This is a genomic window from Microbacterium sp. Leaf159 (assembly GCF_001423615.1).
GTDB lineage: Bacteria > Actinomycetota > Actinomycetes > Actinomycetales > Microbacteriaceae > Microbacterium.
In genome coordinates, this window is sequence record NZ_LMOU01000001.1 from 228,042 (window position 1) to 243,211 (window position 15,170).

Consider the following 15,170-nt stretch of genomic DNA (forward strand, 5'->3'; position numbering starts at 1 on the left):
TCGCCATGGTGCAGCTCCTCGGCCCCCAGGACCGACTGCTGCGGATGCTCGAGAAGGAGCACCGAGACGTCCAGGTGCTCGTGCGAGGCAACGAGATCACCCTCACGGGTGCGGCTGACGCCGTCGCGAAGGCGAAGACACTCGTCGACGAGCTGATGACCATGACGAAGGCCGGCCACGACCTCGCTCCGAGCGATGTGACCAGCTCGGCGCGTCTCCTGCGCAATGACGGTGGTCCCCGCCCGAGCGAGGTGCTCGGCGAGGCCATCCTGTCGACCAGGGGCAAGGTCATCCGCCCCAAGACCCTCGGCCAGAAGGAGTACGTCGACGCGATCGAGGAGAACACGATCGTCTTCGGCATCGGCCCGGCCGGTACCGGAAAGACCTACCTCGCGATGGCGAAGGCCGTCCAGGCGCTGCAGCGCAAGGAGGTCACCAGGATCATCCTCACGCGTCCTGCCGTCGAGGCCGGCGAGCGACTGGGGTTCCTGCCCGGCACTCTCACCGACAAGATCGACCCGTACCTGCGCCCGCTCTACGATGCGCTGAACGAGATGATGGACCCCGAGATCGTCCCTCGCCTGATGGCGACGGGGACGATCGAAGTGGCACCCCTCGCGTACATGCGCGGCCGCACGCTCAACGACTCGTTCGTGGTGCTCGACGAGGCGCAGAACACCACGCCCGAGCAGATGAAGATGTTCCTGACGCGTCTCGGCTTCGGCTCGAAGATGGTCGTCACGGGCGACATCACCCAGGTGGATCTTCCCCAGGGCTCGTCGGGACTGCGTCTCGTGACGCGCGTGCTCGACGGAATCGACGACATCCACTTCGCTCGCCTCACGAGTGAGGACGTGGTGCGTCACTCTCTCGTCGGCCGCATCGTCGATGCGTACAGCGAGTACGACGAACGCCGCACCGCTCAGCGCTTCGAGCGCGAGCAGGCTGCCGAGTTCGCCAATCGCGCCGACCGCCGAGGCGCACAACGACCAGGACCCCGGGACCGGATGCCGAAACGCGGCCTCTCCTGATGAAACGAGCACAGCCATGATCGAGATCAACAACGAGTCGGCCATCGACGTCGACGAGACGGTGCTGCAGCGACTGACCGACTTCAACCTCGCGCAGATGCATGTCAGCCCTGACGCCGAGGTCGCGATCGTGCTCGTCGACGAGGGCGCCATGGAGGCCCTCCACGTGCAGTGGATGGACGAGCCGGGCCCCACGGACGTGCTCAGCTTCCCGATGGACGAGCTGCGCCCCGGCACCGAGGACCGCCCGACCGCCCCCGGGCTGCTCGGCGACATCGTGCTCTGCCCGCAGGTCGCCGAGGCGCAGGCCCAGGCCGCCGGTCACACGCTGATGGACGAGCTGATCCTGCTCACCACTCACGGGCTGCTCCACCTGCTCGGGTTCGACCACGCCGAACCCGACGAGGAGCGCGAGATGTTCGGACTGCAGAAGGAGCTCATCCAGGGCTTCGCCGCGGCTGAACGTCGACGATGACCGCGGCCCTCCTTCTCGCCGGCGCCGTTCTGCTGGTCGCGTTCGGCGGCCTCATGGCCGCGATCGATGCGGCCTTCGGCGTCACGTCGCGCTCCGACATCGCCGAGATGGGTACAGAAGGGCGCAACGCCCGGCAGCTGGTGCGCATCGCCGCGGACCCCGACGCACACGTCAACGCGGTCGCCTTCATCCGCGTTCTCGCCGAGACGGCGGCAGCGGTGCTCGTCACGGTCGCCTTCAGCATCCTGTTCGACAACATCTGGTGGGCGATGCTCGCCGCGGCGCTGCTGATGACGGGCATCAGCTTCGTGCTGGTCGGGGCGAGTCCCCGATCCTTCGGCCGTCACCATGCCGAGGGGATGCTGCGCGCCAATGCGCCGGTGGTCCGCGGACTGCGCGTCATCCTCGGGCCGCTCGCCCAGGGGCTCGTCGTGCTGGGCAACCGGGTCACTCCAGGGCGCGGGCGCAGCTCGTTCACGTCGGAGGAGCAACTGCTGAGCATGGTCGACGAGGCTGCCTCGAACGACCTGATCGAGGCGGACGACCGCGACCTCATCCACTCCGTCTTCGACTTCACCGACCAGTTCGTGCGTGCGGTGATGGTGCCCCGAACCGAGATGGTGACCGTCGACGCGACGGCGACGACGAGTGAGGCCATGGCGCTGTTCCTGCAGCGCGGCGTCTCGCGCATGCCGGTGGTCGACGATGACGCCGACGACGTCGTCGGAGTGCTCTATCTCAAGGACCTCGTGCTGTTCGCCTTCCGCGACGAGAACGCGTGGCGAGCGGCATCCATCCGACCCATCTCGCGGCCGGCGACCTTCGTCCCCGAGTCCATGCGCGCGGAGACGCTCCTGCAGCAGATGAAGCGGGATGCCGTGCACGTGTGCCTGGTGATCGACGAACACGGCGGAATCTCGGGACTCGTGACGCTCGAGGACCTCATCGAGGAACTCGTGGGCGAGATCTCCGACGAGTACGATCAGGTGTCGGCTGAAGTCGTCGAACTCGGCGACGGACGCTATCGCGTGAGCGCTCGACTCTCGTTGGAAGATGTCGGCGATCTGTTCGGCCTCGAGCTCGAGGACGAGGACGTCGACTCCATCGGCGGTCTGCTCGGCAAGGCGCTCGGACAGGTTCCGCAGCCGGGAGCCACGGCGACGGTCGACGGACTGACGCTCACCGGCGGAGCCTCCAGAGGGCGAGGCCGCGGAATCGCGACGGTCTTCGTCGAACGAGCAGAGCACGACGCGGAATCGACCGCAGATGAGAGAGATGACGACGATGACTGAGCAGACGCGAAGCGGATTCGTGACCTTCGTGGGGCGGCCGAACGTCGGGAAGTCGACTCTCACGAACGCGCTGGTCGGCGAGAAGATCGCGATCACGAGCGAGAAGCCCCAGACCACACGACGGGCGATCCGCGGGATCGTCAACCGCCCGGAGGGGCAGCTCGTCATCGTGGACACCCCCGGCATCCACAAGCCCCGGACGCTCCTGGGCGAGCGGCTGAACGATCTCGTCGAGCAGGTTCTCGGCGACGTCGACGTCATCGGGTTCTGCGTGCCCGCGACTGAGAAGGTCGGTCCTGGTGATCGCCGCATCGCCGCGTCGCTCGACGGATATCGCCGCGCCAAGAAGATCGCGATCGTCACGAAGACCGATGCGGCCAGCCGCGACGACATCACCGAACGACTCATGGAGGTCGATGCGCTCCGCGAGGACTGGGACGCCGTGATCCCGATCTCCGCGCTCACGAACGACCAGCTCGAGGTGCTCGCCGACGAGGTGCTCTCCCTCATGCCCGAGGGGCCGGCGCTCTACGGCGAGGGCGTCACCACCGACGAGTCGGAGGAGGACCGGATCGCGGAGATGATCCGCGAGGCTGCGCTCGACGGCGTCCGCGACGAGCTTCCGCACTCGATCGCTGTCGTGATCGACGACATCGCACCGCGTGAGGGCACCGACCTGACCGACGTGCACGCATCGATCGTGGTCGAGCGCGACAGTCAGAAGGCGATCATCATCGGCCACAAGGGCAAGCGCCTCGCCGACGTGGGGCGTCGCGCGCGCGTCGGCATCGAGGAGCTCCTGGGTACCCGGGTGTTCCTGGGATTGCACGTGAAGGTCGCGAAGGAATGGCAGCGCGACCCGAAGCAGCTCGGACGTCTCGGCTTCTGATGGCCCGCCACTGGATCGCCACCTCCTGGGGCTTGCCGGATGCCTGGCAGTTCGTCGAGTACGAGGTGCCGCGTCCGGGCCCCGGTGAGGTCACCATCCGGGTGCACGCGGCCGGAGTGAATCCGGCGGACGCCAAGCATGTCGCCGCGGCCAGGCCAGGCGCCGAACTCCCGGTGCCGATCGGATACGAGATCTCGGGTGAGATCACGGCGCTCGGACCGCACACGAGGATCGGGTCGGGCGACGCTGCGGTCGGCGACGAGGTCATCGCGTTCCGCGTGCAGGGCGGGTACGCCACCGAGCTCACGATCCCGGCAGAGAAGGCTTTCGCGAAGCCGACCACGCTCACGCATCCCGAGGCGGCCAACCTGCTCCTCGCCGGCACCACGGCGGCAGAGATGCTGGATGTGACCGGTGCCACCCGCGGTGAGACGATCCTGTTGCACGGTGCATCCGGCGCCGTCGGAGTGAGCGTGCTGCAGCAGGCCGCACTTCGGGGAATCCGAGTGATCGGCACCGCCAGCGCCGGCAGGTTCGGCGTCGTCGAGCGCTTCGGCGGCATCCCCGTGAGCTACGGATCCGGCCTCGCCGACCGGGTCCGAGAGGCCGCAGCCGGCGTGTCCGTCTCTGCGGGGCTCGACGCCGTGGGCACCGATGAGGCCGTCGACGTGTCGCTCGAACTCGTCTCCGACCGGCGTCGTATCGTGACGATCGCCGCTCCGGGCAGGGCGAAGAGCGACGGCATCCTGGCGATCGCAGGCTCGATGCCCGACAGTGCGCGATTCCGGGATGCCGTTCGGGGGGAGCTGGTCGCGCTCGCGCAGGCGGGAGAGCTGGCCGTCCCGCTGGCGAGGACCTTCGCTCTGGAGGAGGCACCGGCAGCGCTCGCGCTCCTCGCCGACGAGCACCCCGGCGGCAAGCTCGCGCTGATCCCGTCGCCGTAGTCGGACGCGTCGATCAATCCTGCTAGCATGGCCGCATGCCTTTCGGCGGTCTGCTTCTTCTTAGCTGCCGCGACGAGTCCTAAAGCTAGGGCCTTCCTCGTCGCGGCGCTTGTGTTGGCCCGTTCACATTTCTGACGAAGAGAAGAAGCCCCATCATGCAGAACACTCAGCGCCCGTCTGCGATGCCGATCCACAAGTATCGGCCGTACCACGAGCAGATCGCGGTCAACCTGCCTGACCGCACCTGGCCCGATGCCCGCATCACCGAAGCCCCGCGCTGGTGCGCGGTCGACCTCCGCGACGGCAACCAGGCGCTCATCGATCCGATGTCGCCCGAGCGCAAGCGCGTGATGTTCGAGCTGCTCGTCAGCATGGGCTACAAGGAGATCGAGGTCGGGTTCCCGTCGGCGAGCCAGACCGACTTCGACTTCGTCCGTCAGCTCATCGAAGAGAACCTGATCCCGGACGACGTCACGATCCAGGTCCTGACGCAGGCGCGCGAGCACCTGATCGCCCGCACCTACGAGTCGATCGCCGGGGCCAAGCAGGCCATCGTGCACCTGTACAACTCGACGAGCGTCCTGCAGCGCGAGGTCGTGTTCCGCACCGACAAGCAGGGCATCATCGACATCGCACTCGAGGGCGCACGCCTGTGCCGTCAGTACGAGAAGACGATCCCCGACACGAAGGTGTACTACGAGTACTCGCCCGAGAGCTACACCGGCACCGAGCTCGAGTTCGCCGTCGACGTCTGCAATCAGGTGATCGAGATCTTCGAGCCCACCGCCGACCGCAAGGTCATCATCAACCTCCCCGCCACCGTCGAGATGGCCTCGCCGAACGTCTACGCCGACTCGATCGAGTGGATGAGCCGCAACCTCGCGCACCGCGAGAACGTCATCCTGTCGCTGCACCCGCACAACGACCGCGGCACGGCGATCGCTGCGGCCGAGCTCGGCTACATGGCCGGCGCCGACCGCATCGAGGGCTGCCTGTTCGGCAACGGAGAGCGCACGGGCAACGTCGACATCGTGGCGCTGGGCATCAACCTCTTCACGCAGGGCATCGACCCGCAGATCGACTTCAGCGACATCGACCAGGTCAAGCGCACGGTCGAGTACTGCAACCAGCTGCCGGTGCCCGAGCGCAGCCCGTGGGCCGGAGACCTCGTCTTCACCGCCTTCAGCGGATCGCACCAGGACGCGATCAAGAAGGGCTTCGAGGCGATGGCCGCCCGTGCCGAGGCAGAGGGTGTCACGGTCGACGACATCGAGTGGGCCGTTCCCTACCTGCCCGTCGACCCCAAGGACCTCGGTCGTTCCTACGAGGCCGTGATCCGCGTCAACTCGCAGTCCGGCAAGGGCGGCGTCGCCTACCTGCTCAAGGCCGACCATGCCATCGATCTGCCGCGGAAGCTCCAGATCGAGTTCTCGGGTGTCGTGCAGACCAAGACCGACGCCGAGGGCGGCGAGGTCACGAGTGAGCAGATCTGGTCGATCTTCAACGACGAGTACCTGCCCGCCGCCGACACCGAGGCCAAGTGGGGTCGGTTCGAGCTGCTGTCGACGCAGACCCGCAGCGACATGTCGGGCGATGTGGTGCTCGATGTGACTCTGCGCGACGACGACCAGCAGGTCGCCGTCGCCGGCAACGGCAACGGGCCGATCGCGGCGTTCATCGAGGTGCTGCGCGGTCAGGGCTTCGACATCACGCTCTACGACTACGTCGAGCACGCTCTCAGCGCAGGCGGCGACGCGCAGGCCGCGGCCTACGTCGAGCTGCAGGTCGGCGACCAGCGTCTGTGGGGCGTCGGCATCGACGGCGACATCTCGACCGCATCGCTCAAGGCGATCGTCTCGGGCGTCAACCGGTCTATCCGCACGCGCCAGCAGGAGCTCGCGGCAGTCTGATCCTCGGATGGACGAACGCCCCACCCGTCATCGGGTGGGGCGTTCGTCGTCCGGGGCGACCTTGAGCGGACCGGGTCACTCGGCGCTGGGCTTGATGATGGGGATCACGCCCGTCTCGGCGGCCACCTTGCGGCGGTAGATGCGACGCTGTTCGGGCAGGGAGACGTCGAAGGTGACGGCGAGGATGCGGATGACGCTCGTCACCGCGATGCCGATGACCGCAGCGATCGTGATGGGCATGCCCAGTGCGACGGCGATCACGATGAACGTGCACCCGGCGCCGGCCGCGACCGCATAGAGCGAGCCCACGTGCATGATGGCGGTCGGCAATCCCATCAGCATGTCGCGCAGCACACTGCCGCCGACGGCCGCGCAGACGCCGATGAACACGGCAGGGACTTCGGGGATGCCGAACGCGAGCGCCTTGCTCGTCCCGAAGGCGCCGAACATCCCGATCACGACGGCGTCGAGCACGACGATCGCCGTGTTCAGCCGGGTGAACAGCCCGGCGAGCAGCATGCCTAGCAGTGCCGCTCCACCGGCGGTCACCAGATACCACTGGTTCTGCAGCGTCGCCGGAGTCTGCCCGAGCAGGATGTCGCGGATCAGACCGCCGCCCATGCCGATCATGATCCCGATGATCGCGACGCCGAGCCAGTCGAGTCGTCGTTGCCCCTGGAATCCCGAGGCGAACATCGCGCCCTGCACGCCTCCGAGGCCGACGCCGAGCAGGTCCGCCCAGAGCGGAATGATGAAGAGCGGTTCGGTCACGCCCCTATTCTCCCGCACGGAGGATAATCGAACGGTGCCCACTTACCGAGACGAAGCGGTGATCCTGCGCACCCACAAGCTGGGTGAGGCGGATCGCATCGTCACGATGCTCTCGCGGCGGCACGGCAAGATCCGGGCCGTGGCGAAGGGAGTGCGCCGCACGTCATCGAAGTTCGGCTCGCGGCTCGAGCCGTTCATGGTCGCCGACGTGCAGCTGTACCAGGGGCGCACACTCGACATCGTGCAGCAGGCGGAGTCGCTCGGCTCCTACGGATCCGACATCGCGGCGCACTACGACCGGTTCACATCGGCCAACGCGATGGTCGAGACCGCCGATCGGCTGAGCGACTCCGAGGCGACACCGGAGCAGTACCTGCTGCTGGTCGGCGGTCTCCGGGCGCTGTCCCGCGGTGAGCACTCTCCTCGCAGCATCCTCGACTCGTATCTGCTGCGCGTGATGGCGCTGTCTGGGTGGGCGCCGTCCCTGGGCGACTGTGCCCGGTGCGCCGCTCCCGGCCCCCACGCCCACTTCGTCGGCCAGCTCGGCGGCGCGGTGTGCGTGAACTGCGCGCCGGCCGGCAGCCCGAAGGTCGCCGAGAAGACCCTGTCGCTGCTCCGCTCGCTGATGGCCGGCGATTGGGAGACGATCGATGCCGCGCCTCACGCCGACAACGCCGCCGCATCCGGTCTCGTCGCGGCGTACGCCCAATGGCACCTGGAGCGCGGCATCCGCTCGCTCGCGCACCTCGTCGCCGACATCCCTCGAGAAGGAGCACGGTGAGCCCGAAGCCCTACACGCACAAGGATGCAGTGGCGTACCGCCCGCTCGACTGGACGGGCGTGTATCCGCCGACCTTCCCCGCTGTGCCCGAGCACGTCGCGATCGTCATGGACGGCAACGGGCGCTGGGCGAACCGCCGCGGTCTCAATCGCGTCGAGGGTCACAAGGCGGGGGAGGAGGTGCTTCTCGACGTGGTCGCCGGCGCGATCCAGGCCGGGGTGAAGCACCTCTCCGTGTACGCGTTCTCGACAGAGAACTGGGCGCGGTCTCCTGAAGAGGTGCGCTTCCTGATGGGGTACAACCGCGACGTGCTCCATCGCCGCCGCGACCAGCTCAACGAGTGGGGTGTGCGGGTCCGCTGGGCCGGCCGCAAGCCGCGTCTCTGGGGCAGCGTCATCAAGGAGCTGCAGTACGCCGAGCAGCTGACGAAGGACAACGACGTGCTCACGCTCACCATGTGCGTGAACTACGGCGGGCGAGTCGAGCTCGTCGACGCGATGCGGTCGATCGCGGCCGACGTGGCGGCTGGCAAGGTCAAGCCGAATGCGATCAGCGAGAAGATGATCCGCCGCAACCTCTACGTGCCCGACATGCCCGACGTCGACCTGTTCGTGCGCAGCTCGGGGGAGCAGCGCACCTCGAACTTCCTGCTGTGGCAGGCGGCCTACGCCGAGATGGTGTTCCTCGACACGCTCTGGCCCGATTTCTCCCGCGAGGAGCTGTGGCGCTCGATCAGCATCTACCTGTCGCGCGACCGTCGCTTCGGTGGGGCGATCGACACGCCTGACGCGCCGGCCTGAGCGCGCAGCCACCTCTCCGTCTCGCGTGGGTGGCGCATCCTCACGATCGTCAGATGCGGGTGGTCGCCTGTGACGTCCGGCATCCGTTCCGCCCACTTGTGCAGGGTCTTGGTCTGCCACGCGATGATGTTCTCTTCGGGGTCGCCGGAGAACATCCTCCAGATCGGCTTCTCGACATTGTCGTTCCACATCCGGGTGCGCAGGATGCTGCGCCCGATCGTTCGCCGCAGCAGGCGCGTGCGGACCACCCGGTACGGGTAGTCCAGCCAGATCACGAGCTGCGCACGCGGGGCGAGGATCGCGTCGGTGCCCTTGCTCGTGTACTGCCACTCGGTGACCCAGCGATCCTCTGCGGCGAAGGCGCGCACGTCGTCGATGAACGATTCACGCGGCGTCCAGTTCTCGCCGTGGAACAACCCGTCGATCTCGACGTGGCGAAGATCCCACATCTCGGCCACGCGTCGAGCGAGTGTCGTCTTGCCCGATCCCGTCACTCCGGCGATCAGCACTCTCTCGGGGCCGAGAGGCAGCGGATCGTCGGCAGTGAGCATCCGAGAATCCTACCGACGGAATAGCCCATAGCTGCATGCGGTTGGATGACAGTGTGAGTGAAGCCATCTCGATTGACATCTGGTCCGACATCGCCTGCCCCTGGTGCTACATCGGCAAGCGCAACCTCGAGAAGGGACTCGAAGCCGTCGCCGGCGACGACGACGCCCCGCAGGTGAACATCACCTTCCACTCGTTCGAGCTCTCGCCCGACACCCCCGTCGACTTCGACGGCGACGAGATCGACTTCCTCGCCGGTCACAAGGGGATGCCGCGCGAGCAGGTCGAGCAGATGCTCTCGCACGTCACAGGCGTCGCCGAGGGCGCAGGACTCGCGTACCGCTTCGACCTGCTGCAGCACACGAACACGGTCAAGGCCCATGAGCTGCTGCACTTCGCGAAGGCTCAGGGCGTGCAGCACCAGATGGAAGAGCGCCTCATGTCTGCCTACTTCACCGAGGGCAAGCACGTCGGCCGCATCGACGACCTGGTCGAGCTCGCGGTCGAGGTCGGGCTCAACCCGGATGACACCCGTGAGGCACTCGTCTCAGCCCGCCACCTCGCGGATGTCCGTCAGGACCAGGCGCAGGCCCAGGCCTACGGCATCCAGGGCGTCCCGTTCTTCGTGATCGACGGACAGTACGGCATCAGCGGTGCGCAGCCGCCCGCAGCGTTCGAGAACGTCCTCCGCGACCTCTGGGCCAAGCGCGGCGACGCCGAGGCCGAGCCCGAGGCCGCAGCGGTCTAGCGGGTCAGCGCGGCTTCGATCGCGCCGACGATCTCGGGGTCGTTCGGCTTCTGCTTCGGGCGGAACCGGACGACCTCGCCGTCGGGCAGCACGAGGAACTTCTCGAAGTTCCACTCGACACGGCCCGCCTTGCCGCCGGCATCCGGAGTCTCCTTCAGCGACTTGTAGAGCTCCGTGGCGTTCTTGCCGTTGACCTTCACCTTGTCGTTGATGGGGAAGGTCACCCCATAGGTGGTGGAGCAGAACTCGAGGATCTGGTCGACCGAGCCGGGCTCCTGACCGAAGAACTGGTTGCACGGGAACCCGACGACGCTGAACCCGCGGTCGCTGTAGAGGCGCTGCAGTTCTTCGAGCTGCTCGTACTGCGGGGTGAGGCCGCACTTCGAGGCGACGTTGACGACGAGCACCACATCGGCACCGAGATCATCGAGCGTCTTCTCGTTGCCGTCGGCGTCTGTGAAGGGGATGGAACGGACTGCGGGATCGGTCATATTCACAGCTTAGGTCGATGCGCCGAGACGGGCTCCGTGTCTGGGAGAATGGGAGGGACATGACTCTCGCCACCGCTTCCGCTCGCACCCTCAACATCGGTCCGATCGCTCTCGACGTACCGGTCGTCCTCGCACCCATGGCGGGTATCACCAACACCGCGTTCCGTCGGCTCTGCCGCGAGTACGGCGCAGGGCTCTACGTGAGCGAGATGATCACGTCTCGCGCGCTCGTCGAGCGCAACGAGACGACGATGCGCCTGATCCGCCACCACGAGTCGGAGACGCCGCGCTCGATCCAGCTCTACGGCGTCGATCCGCACACCATCTCCGAGGCGGTCCGCATCATCGTCGCCGAGGATCACGCCGACCACATCGACCTGAACTTCGGGTGCCCCGTTCCCAAGGTCACGCGCAAGGGCGGGGGAGCGGCGCTGCCGTGGAAGAGCTCCCTCTTCTCGCAGATCGTCACGCAGGCCGTGAAGGCCGCAGGCGACGTGCCGTTGACCATCAAGATGCGAAAGGGCATCGACCACGACCACCTGACTTTCCTCAACGCCGGGCGCGCGGCCGAAGACGCGGGCGTCTCGGCGATCGCGCTGCACGCCCGTACCGCGAGCGAGTTCTACTCCGGCTTCGCCGACTGGAACGCGATCGGCGAGCTCAAGCAGGCCGTGACCAGCGTCCCCGTGCTCGGCAACGGGGACATCTGGTCTGCCGACGACGCCGTGCGCATGATGCAGCAGACCGACTGCGACGGCGTCGTCGTCGGACGCGGATGCCTGGGCAGGCCCTGGCTCTTCGGCGAGCTCGCCGAAGCGTTCGGAGCCGAATCGCACCCGGTCGACGCGACGCTCGGCTTCGTCGCCGACGCCTTCCGTCGTCACGCCGAGCTGCTCGTCGAGTTCTTCGAAGACGAGGACCGCGGATGCCGCGACGTCCGCAAGCACGTTGCCTGGTACTTCAAGGGCTACCCGGTCGGGGGAGACATCCGTACCGGGCTCGCGACGGCATCCAGCCTCGCCGAGATCGATGAGCTGCTGGGTCAGCTCGATCACACGGCGCCGTACCCCGGTGCGGACGCCGAGGGTCAGCGTGGTCGCTCGGGTCGCCCGAAGCGCCCCGCGCTGCCGGACAAGTGGCTGGAGTCGCGCGAACTCGCGGCGTCGGCATCCGAGATGATGCGAGGGGCGGAGATCGAGAACAGTGGCGGTTGATCCTCAGGTGGACTCGGCGCGCGGGCGCTCGGACGGATACGACCCGCGCGACGCCGAGCGATTCTTCGCCGAGACGCATCGATCCGAACGCGACGACTTCGCCCGCGACCGCGCGCGCGTGCTGCACTCCGCGGCGCTGCGCCGCCTGGCAGCCAAGACGCAGGTCCTCAGCCCTGCCAGCACGGCCGACTTCGCTCGCAACCGCCTCACCCACTCGCTCGAGGTCGCCCAGGTGGGCCGCGAGCTCGCGACCGCGCTCGGCGTCTCCGCTGATGTGGTCGACACTGCGTGCCTCAGTCACGACCTCGGACACCCGCCCTTCGGGCACAACGGCGAGCGGGCGCTCAACGAGTGGGCGGAGCCCATCGGCGGTTTCGAAGGCAACGCGCAGTCGCTGCGCATCCTCAGCCGCCTCGAGGCGAAGGCCATCGACGACGACGGACGCTCGGTCGGGCTCAACCTGACCAGGGCCAGCCTCGACGCGACCTGCAAGTACCCGTGGACGGTCGACAGCCCCGTCCCCGACCCCGGCGGACGCCTCAAGTTCGGCGTGTACCCCGAAGACGAAGAGGTCTTCCGGTGGATGCGCGACGGAGTTCCCGGGCGTCGCAGGTGCATCGAGGCCGAGATCATGGACCTCTCCGACGACATCGCCTACTCGGTGCACGACTTCGAGGATGCGATCGTCAACGGCTACGTCGACGTGGCGCAGCTCTCCGACCCGAGCCAGCACGAGGCGCTGATCGACCGCATCCAGCAGTGGGTCGGCTACGACTTCACGCGCGACGATCTCGCCGATGCGCTGTACCGTCTCGCCTCGCAGCCGATGTGGCTGCAGTCGTTCGACCGCTCCCGTCACGACCTGGCGCGGCTCAAGAACCTGACGAGCGACTTCATCGGCCGCTTCGCCCGCGCCGCCGTCTCCGCCACCCGCGAGGCCTACGCCGGGCCGATGCTCGTGCGCTACAACGCGCATGTCGTGGTGCCGCGGGTGATCGAGGCCGAGATCGCGGTGCTCAAGGGCATCATGGGGCAGGCCATCGTCACGATCGACGCGCGCAAGGGCGTCTACAAGGAGCAGCGACGCGTGCTCAAGCGGCTCGCCGACGCGCTGTGGTCGACCGATACGCTCTGGTCCGCCGGAGCGGATGTGCTCGAGCCCGCGTTCTCTGCCGACTTCCGCGCCGCGACGACCGACGGCGAACGCGCGCGGGTCATCGTCGATCAGATCGCGAGTCTCACCGACCAGAGCGCGATCGACTGGCACAACAGGCTCGTCGGCGAGATCGACCCCGCGGAGGTGGGAATCTGGACGCCGCGTCATGCGCGACCGGGTGCTCGTCAGCACACGCCGCGGCAGGCGGTCGTCGAAGGGGCCGGCTGATGCCCCGCATCCGCCAGGCCGACGTCGACGAGGTCAAGGCCCGCACCAACATCGCCGACATCGTCGGAGAGCGCGTCGCGCTCAAATCGGCCGGAGTCGGATCCCTCAAGGGACTCTGCCCTTTCCATGATGAGAAGAGTCCGAGCTTCCATGTGAGGCCCCAGGTCGGCTACTACCACTGCTTCGGATGCGGTGAGTCCGGCGACGTGTACTCCTTCCTCCGCGAGATGGACCACGTCAGCTTCACCGAGGCGGTCGAGCGCCTCGCGGGCCGCATCGGCTACGCGCTGCACTACGAGGACGGCGGTTCTGCTCCCGAGACGAGCGGCCGCAGTCGTCTGTACGCCGCGAACACCGCCGCTGCGGAGTACTTCCGCGGACAGCTGCTGACGGCGGATGCCGAGGCAGGGCGGCGCTTTCTCGGGGAGCGCGGTTTCGACGCCGGCGCGGCAGCGCACTTCGGCGTGGGATTCGCCCCTCGAGGCTGGGACAAGATGCTGAAGGCGCTCACGGCGCAGGGCTTCACGCGCGACGAGCTGAGCGCCGCGGGGCTGGTCTCGACCGGTCAGCGCGGTGTCTACGACCGATTCCGCGGGCGTCTCGTCTGGCCCATCCGCGATGTGTCCGGTCAGACGATCGGGTTCGGCGCGCGCAAGCTGTTCGACGACGACCAGGGCCCGAAGTATCTGAACACTCCCGAGACGCCGATCTACAAGAAGGCGCAGGTGCTCTACGGGCTCGACCTCGCCAAGCGCGACATCTCGCGTGGCGACCCGCGTCGGGTCGTGGTGGTCGAGGGGTATACCGACGTCATGGCCTGCCACCTCGCCGGTCTCACGACCGCGATCGCGACCTGCGGCACGGCATTCGGCACCGACCACATCAAGGTGCTGCGCCGGGTCATGGGCGACGACAACGCCTCGGGTGAGGTCGTCTTCACGTTCGACGGCGACGAGGCGGGGCAGAAGGCCGCGCTGCGCGCGTTCACCGAGGACGACCGCTTCAATGCGCAGACCTTCGTCGCCGTCGCCCCTGACGGCCTCGATCCCTGTGATCTCCGACTCCAGCGCGGCGATGCCGCCGTGCGGTCGCTCATGGAGACCAAGCAGCCGATGTTCGAGTTCGCGATCGACCGCAAGCTCTCGGGCTTCGATCTCTCCACGGTCGAAGGACGCGTCGGCGCGCTGCGCGCAGCGGCGCCGATCGTCGCCGAGATCCGCGACCGTCTGCTGCGCCCCGGATACGAGCGGGTGCTGGCCAGGCGCCTGGGCATGGACCCGACCGAGGTGCACAACGAGGTCGAGCGCGCGTCGCGCGGCGGAGCGCAGACGACGCGTCACGAGTCGCCCCGGCCCGAGGTGACCATCGACCCCACGACCGGTGCGCCGACGGTGGCTCCGGTGACGCTGGCCAGCCTGCCGCGCACGGCGGATGTCGCCGTCGAGCGCGATGCGCTGATGGGCGCCCTCCAGTACGGACACCAGATCGACCAGGCGCTGCTCGGCCGCGCGCTCGGCAGTCCTTTCCGCACACCCGGGCTCGACGCCGTGCGTGAGGCCGTCGCAGCCGCCCCCGACCGCACTCGCGCAGGCTGGGTGACCGACGCCGTGAATTCGGTGCGTGAACCGTACCGTTCGCTGGCAGGTGAGCTGCTCATGACGCCGTTCCCCGCTCGGAACGAAGCCGGAGCAGTCGCATCGACCACCGACCTCGCGCGCAGGCTCATCATGCGCAGCCTCGAGCACGAGAAGCAGGAGCTCCTCGGCGCTGTGCAGCGGGTGCCCGCGGACTCCGACGGCGGGCGTGCGCTGCGCATGCGGTTGCGTGACATCGACGTGGAGCGTCAGCGGTTCGCCGAGTCGTAACGGCAGCTGCCCAGCAGGGCAGGGCA

The 15,170-nt window shown here is 67.8% G+C and carries 15 protein-coding genes; 12 read left to right on the plus strand and 3 right to left on the minus strand.

The window, feature by feature from the left end:
- The first annotated feature begins 5 nt into the window (after window positions 1-5).
- From ASF80_RS01110 to leuA, 6 genes are all read left to right on the plus strand, one after another.
- On the plus strand, window positions 6-1,031 hold the full coding sequence (locus tag ASF80_RS01110; RefSeq protein WP_235559979.1) for a PhoH family protein: 1,026 nt from the start codon (window positions 6-8) through the stop codon (window positions 1,029-1,031).
- 16 nt (window positions 1,032-1,047) lie between these two features.
- Window positions 1,048-1,506, plus strand: a complete 459-nt coding sequence (ybeY, locus tag ASF80_RS01115; protein WP_056307252.1) for an rRNA maturation RNase YbeY — start codon at window positions 1,048-1,050, stop codon at window positions 1,504-1,506.
- On the plus strand, window positions 1,503-2,798 hold the full coding sequence (locus ASF80_RS01120; protein ID WP_056307253.1) for a hemolysin family protein: 1,296 nt from the start codon (window positions 1,503-1,505) through the stop codon (window positions 2,796-2,798). The genes ybeY and ASF80_RS01120 overlap by 4 nt, the downstream gene beginning before the upstream one ends.
- Window positions 2,791-3,687 carry a GTPase Era gene (era, locus tag ASF80_RS01125; protein ID WP_056311591.1) on the plus strand — a complete coding sequence of 299 codons (897 nt, stop codon included), beginning with the start codon at window positions 2,791-2,793 and terminating at the stop codon, window positions 3,685-3,687. The genes ASF80_RS01120 and era overlap by 8 nt, the downstream gene beginning before the upstream one ends.
- On the plus strand, window positions 3,687-4,631 hold the full coding sequence (locus tag ASF80_RS01130) for a quinone oxidoreductase family protein (protein ID WP_056307255.1): 945 nt from the start codon (window positions 3,687-3,689) through the stop codon (window positions 4,629-4,631). The genes era and ASF80_RS01130 overlap by 1 nt, the downstream gene beginning before the upstream one ends.
- A 155-nt stretch (window positions 4,632-4,786) precedes the next feature.
- On the plus strand, window positions 4,787-6,541 hold the full coding sequence (gene leuA / locus ASF80_RS01135) for a 2-isopropylmalate synthase (RefSeq protein ID WP_056307257.1): 1,755 nt from the start codon (window positions 4,787-4,789) through the stop codon (window positions 6,539-6,541).
- A gap of 75 nt (window positions 6,542-6,616) precedes the next feature.
- Here leuA and ASF80_RS01140 read toward each other — a convergent pair whose 3' ends face one another.
- Window positions 6,617-7,312, minus strand: a complete 696-nt coding sequence (locus tag ASF80_RS01140) for a trimeric intracellular cation channel family protein (RefSeq protein WP_056307259.1) — start codon at window positions 7,310-7,312, stop codon at window positions 6,617-6,619.
- Window positions 7,313-7,346: 34 nt separating this feature from the next.
- Between ASF80_RS01140 and recO the strand changes: the two genes are divergently transcribed.
- Window positions 7,347-8,093, plus strand: coding sequence for a DNA repair protein RecO (gene recO, locus ASF80_RS01145; RefSeq protein ID WP_056307262.1), 747 nt, complete (start codon window positions 7,347-7,349; stop codon window positions 8,091-8,093).
- On the plus strand, window positions 8,090-8,893 hold the full coding sequence (locus ASF80_RS01150) for an isoprenyl transferase (protein WP_056307264.1): 804 nt from the start codon (window positions 8,090-8,092) through the stop codon (window positions 8,891-8,893). The genes recO and ASF80_RS01150 overlap by 4 nt, the downstream gene beginning before the upstream one ends.
- On the opposite strand, the gene ASF80_RS01155 is transcribed toward ASF80_RS01150, so the two are convergent.
- Window positions 8,833-9,444: an AAA family ATPase gene (locus ASF80_RS01155; RefSeq protein WP_056307266.1), complete on the minus strand. Its 612-nt coding sequence runs from the start codon at window positions 9,442-9,444 to the stop codon at window positions 8,833-8,835. The genes ASF80_RS01150 and ASF80_RS01155 overlap by 61 nt on opposite strands.
- A gap of 53 nt (window positions 9,445-9,497) precedes the next feature.
- On the opposite strand from ASF80_RS01155, the gene ASF80_RS01160 reads away from it, so the two are divergent.
- Window positions 9,498-10,190: a DsbA family protein gene (locus ASF80_RS01160; RefSeq protein WP_056307268.1), complete on the plus strand. Its 693-nt coding sequence runs from the start codon at window positions 9,498-9,500 to the stop codon at window positions 10,188-10,190.
- On the opposite strand, the gene ASF80_RS01165 is transcribed toward ASF80_RS01160, so the two are convergent.
- Complete coding sequence (locus ASF80_RS01165) at window positions 10,187-10,681, minus strand: glutathione peroxidase (protein ID WP_056307270.1); 495 nt, start codon at window positions 10,679-10,681, stop codon at window positions 10,187-10,189. The genes ASF80_RS01160 and ASF80_RS01165 overlap by 4 nt on opposite strands.
- 59 nt (window positions 10,682-10,740) lie before the next feature.
- Here ASF80_RS01165 and dusB point away from each other — a divergent pair, with 59 nt between their 5' ends.
- The 3 genes from dusB to dnaG are packed head-to-tail and all read left to right on the plus strand — an operon-like array spanning window position 10,741 to window position 15,144.
- The gene (gene dusB / locus ASF80_RS01170) at window positions 10,741-11,895 is read left to right on the plus strand and encodes a tRNA dihydrouridine synthase DusB (RefSeq protein ID WP_056307272.1); all 1,155 of its coding nucleotides are present in this window, start codon (window positions 10,741-10,743) and stop codon (window positions 11,893-11,895) included.
- Window positions 11,885-13,279 (plus strand): deoxyguanosinetriphosphate triphosphohydrolase, encoded by a 1,395-nt coding sequence (locus ASF80_RS01175; protein WP_056307274.1) that lies wholly within the window; start codon window positions 11,885-11,887, stop codon window positions 13,277-13,279. The genes dusB and ASF80_RS01175 overlap by 11 nt, the downstream gene beginning before the upstream one ends.
- Window positions 13,279-15,144, plus strand: a complete 1,866-nt coding sequence (gene dnaG / locus ASF80_RS01180; RefSeq protein ID WP_056307276.1) for a DNA primase — start codon at window positions 13,279-13,281, stop codon at window positions 15,142-15,144. The genes ASF80_RS01175 and dnaG overlap by 1 nt, the downstream gene beginning before the upstream one ends.
- The last annotated feature ends 26 nt before the right edge of the window (window positions 15,145-15,170 follow it).

Coding starts and splice junctions, on each gene's coding strand:
- ASF80_RS01110 (WP_235559979.1), top strand. CDS start 6: ATGGTGCAGCTCCTCGGCCCCCAGGACCGACTGCTGCGGATGCTCGAG.
- ASF80_RS01155 (WP_056307266.1), bottom strand. CDS start 9,444: ATGCTCACTGCCGACGATCCGCTGCCTCTCGGCCCCGAGAGAGTGCTG.
- ASF80_RS01130 (WP_056307255.1), top strand. CDS start 3,687: ATGGCCCGCCACTGGATCGCCACCTCCTGGGGCTTGCCGGATGCCTGG.
- dusB (WP_056307272.1), top strand. CDS start 10,741: ATGACTCTCGCCACCGCTTCCGCTCGCACCCTCAACATCGGTCCGATC.
- ASF80_RS01165 (WP_056307270.1), bottom strand. CDS start 10,681: ATGACCGATCCCGCAGTCCGTTCCATCCCCTTCACAGACGCCGACGGC.
- ybeY (WP_056307252.1), top strand. CDS start 1,048: ATGATCGAGATCAACAACGAGTCGGCCATCGACGTCGACGAGACGGTG.
- ASF80_RS01120 (WP_056307253.1), top strand. CDS start 1,503: ATGACCGCGGCCCTCCTTCTCGCCGGCGCCGTTCTGCTGGTCGCGTTC.
- era (WP_056311591.1), top strand. CDS start 2,791: ATGACTGAGCAGACGCGAAGCGGATTCGTGACCTTCGTGGGGCGGCCG.
- dnaG (WP_056307276.1), top strand. CDS start 13,279: ATGCCCCGCATCCGCCAGGCCGACGTCGACGAGGTCAAGGCCCGCACC.
- leuA (WP_056307257.1), top strand. CDS start 4,787: ATGCAGAACACTCAGCGCCCGTCTGCGATGCCGATCCACAAGTATCGG.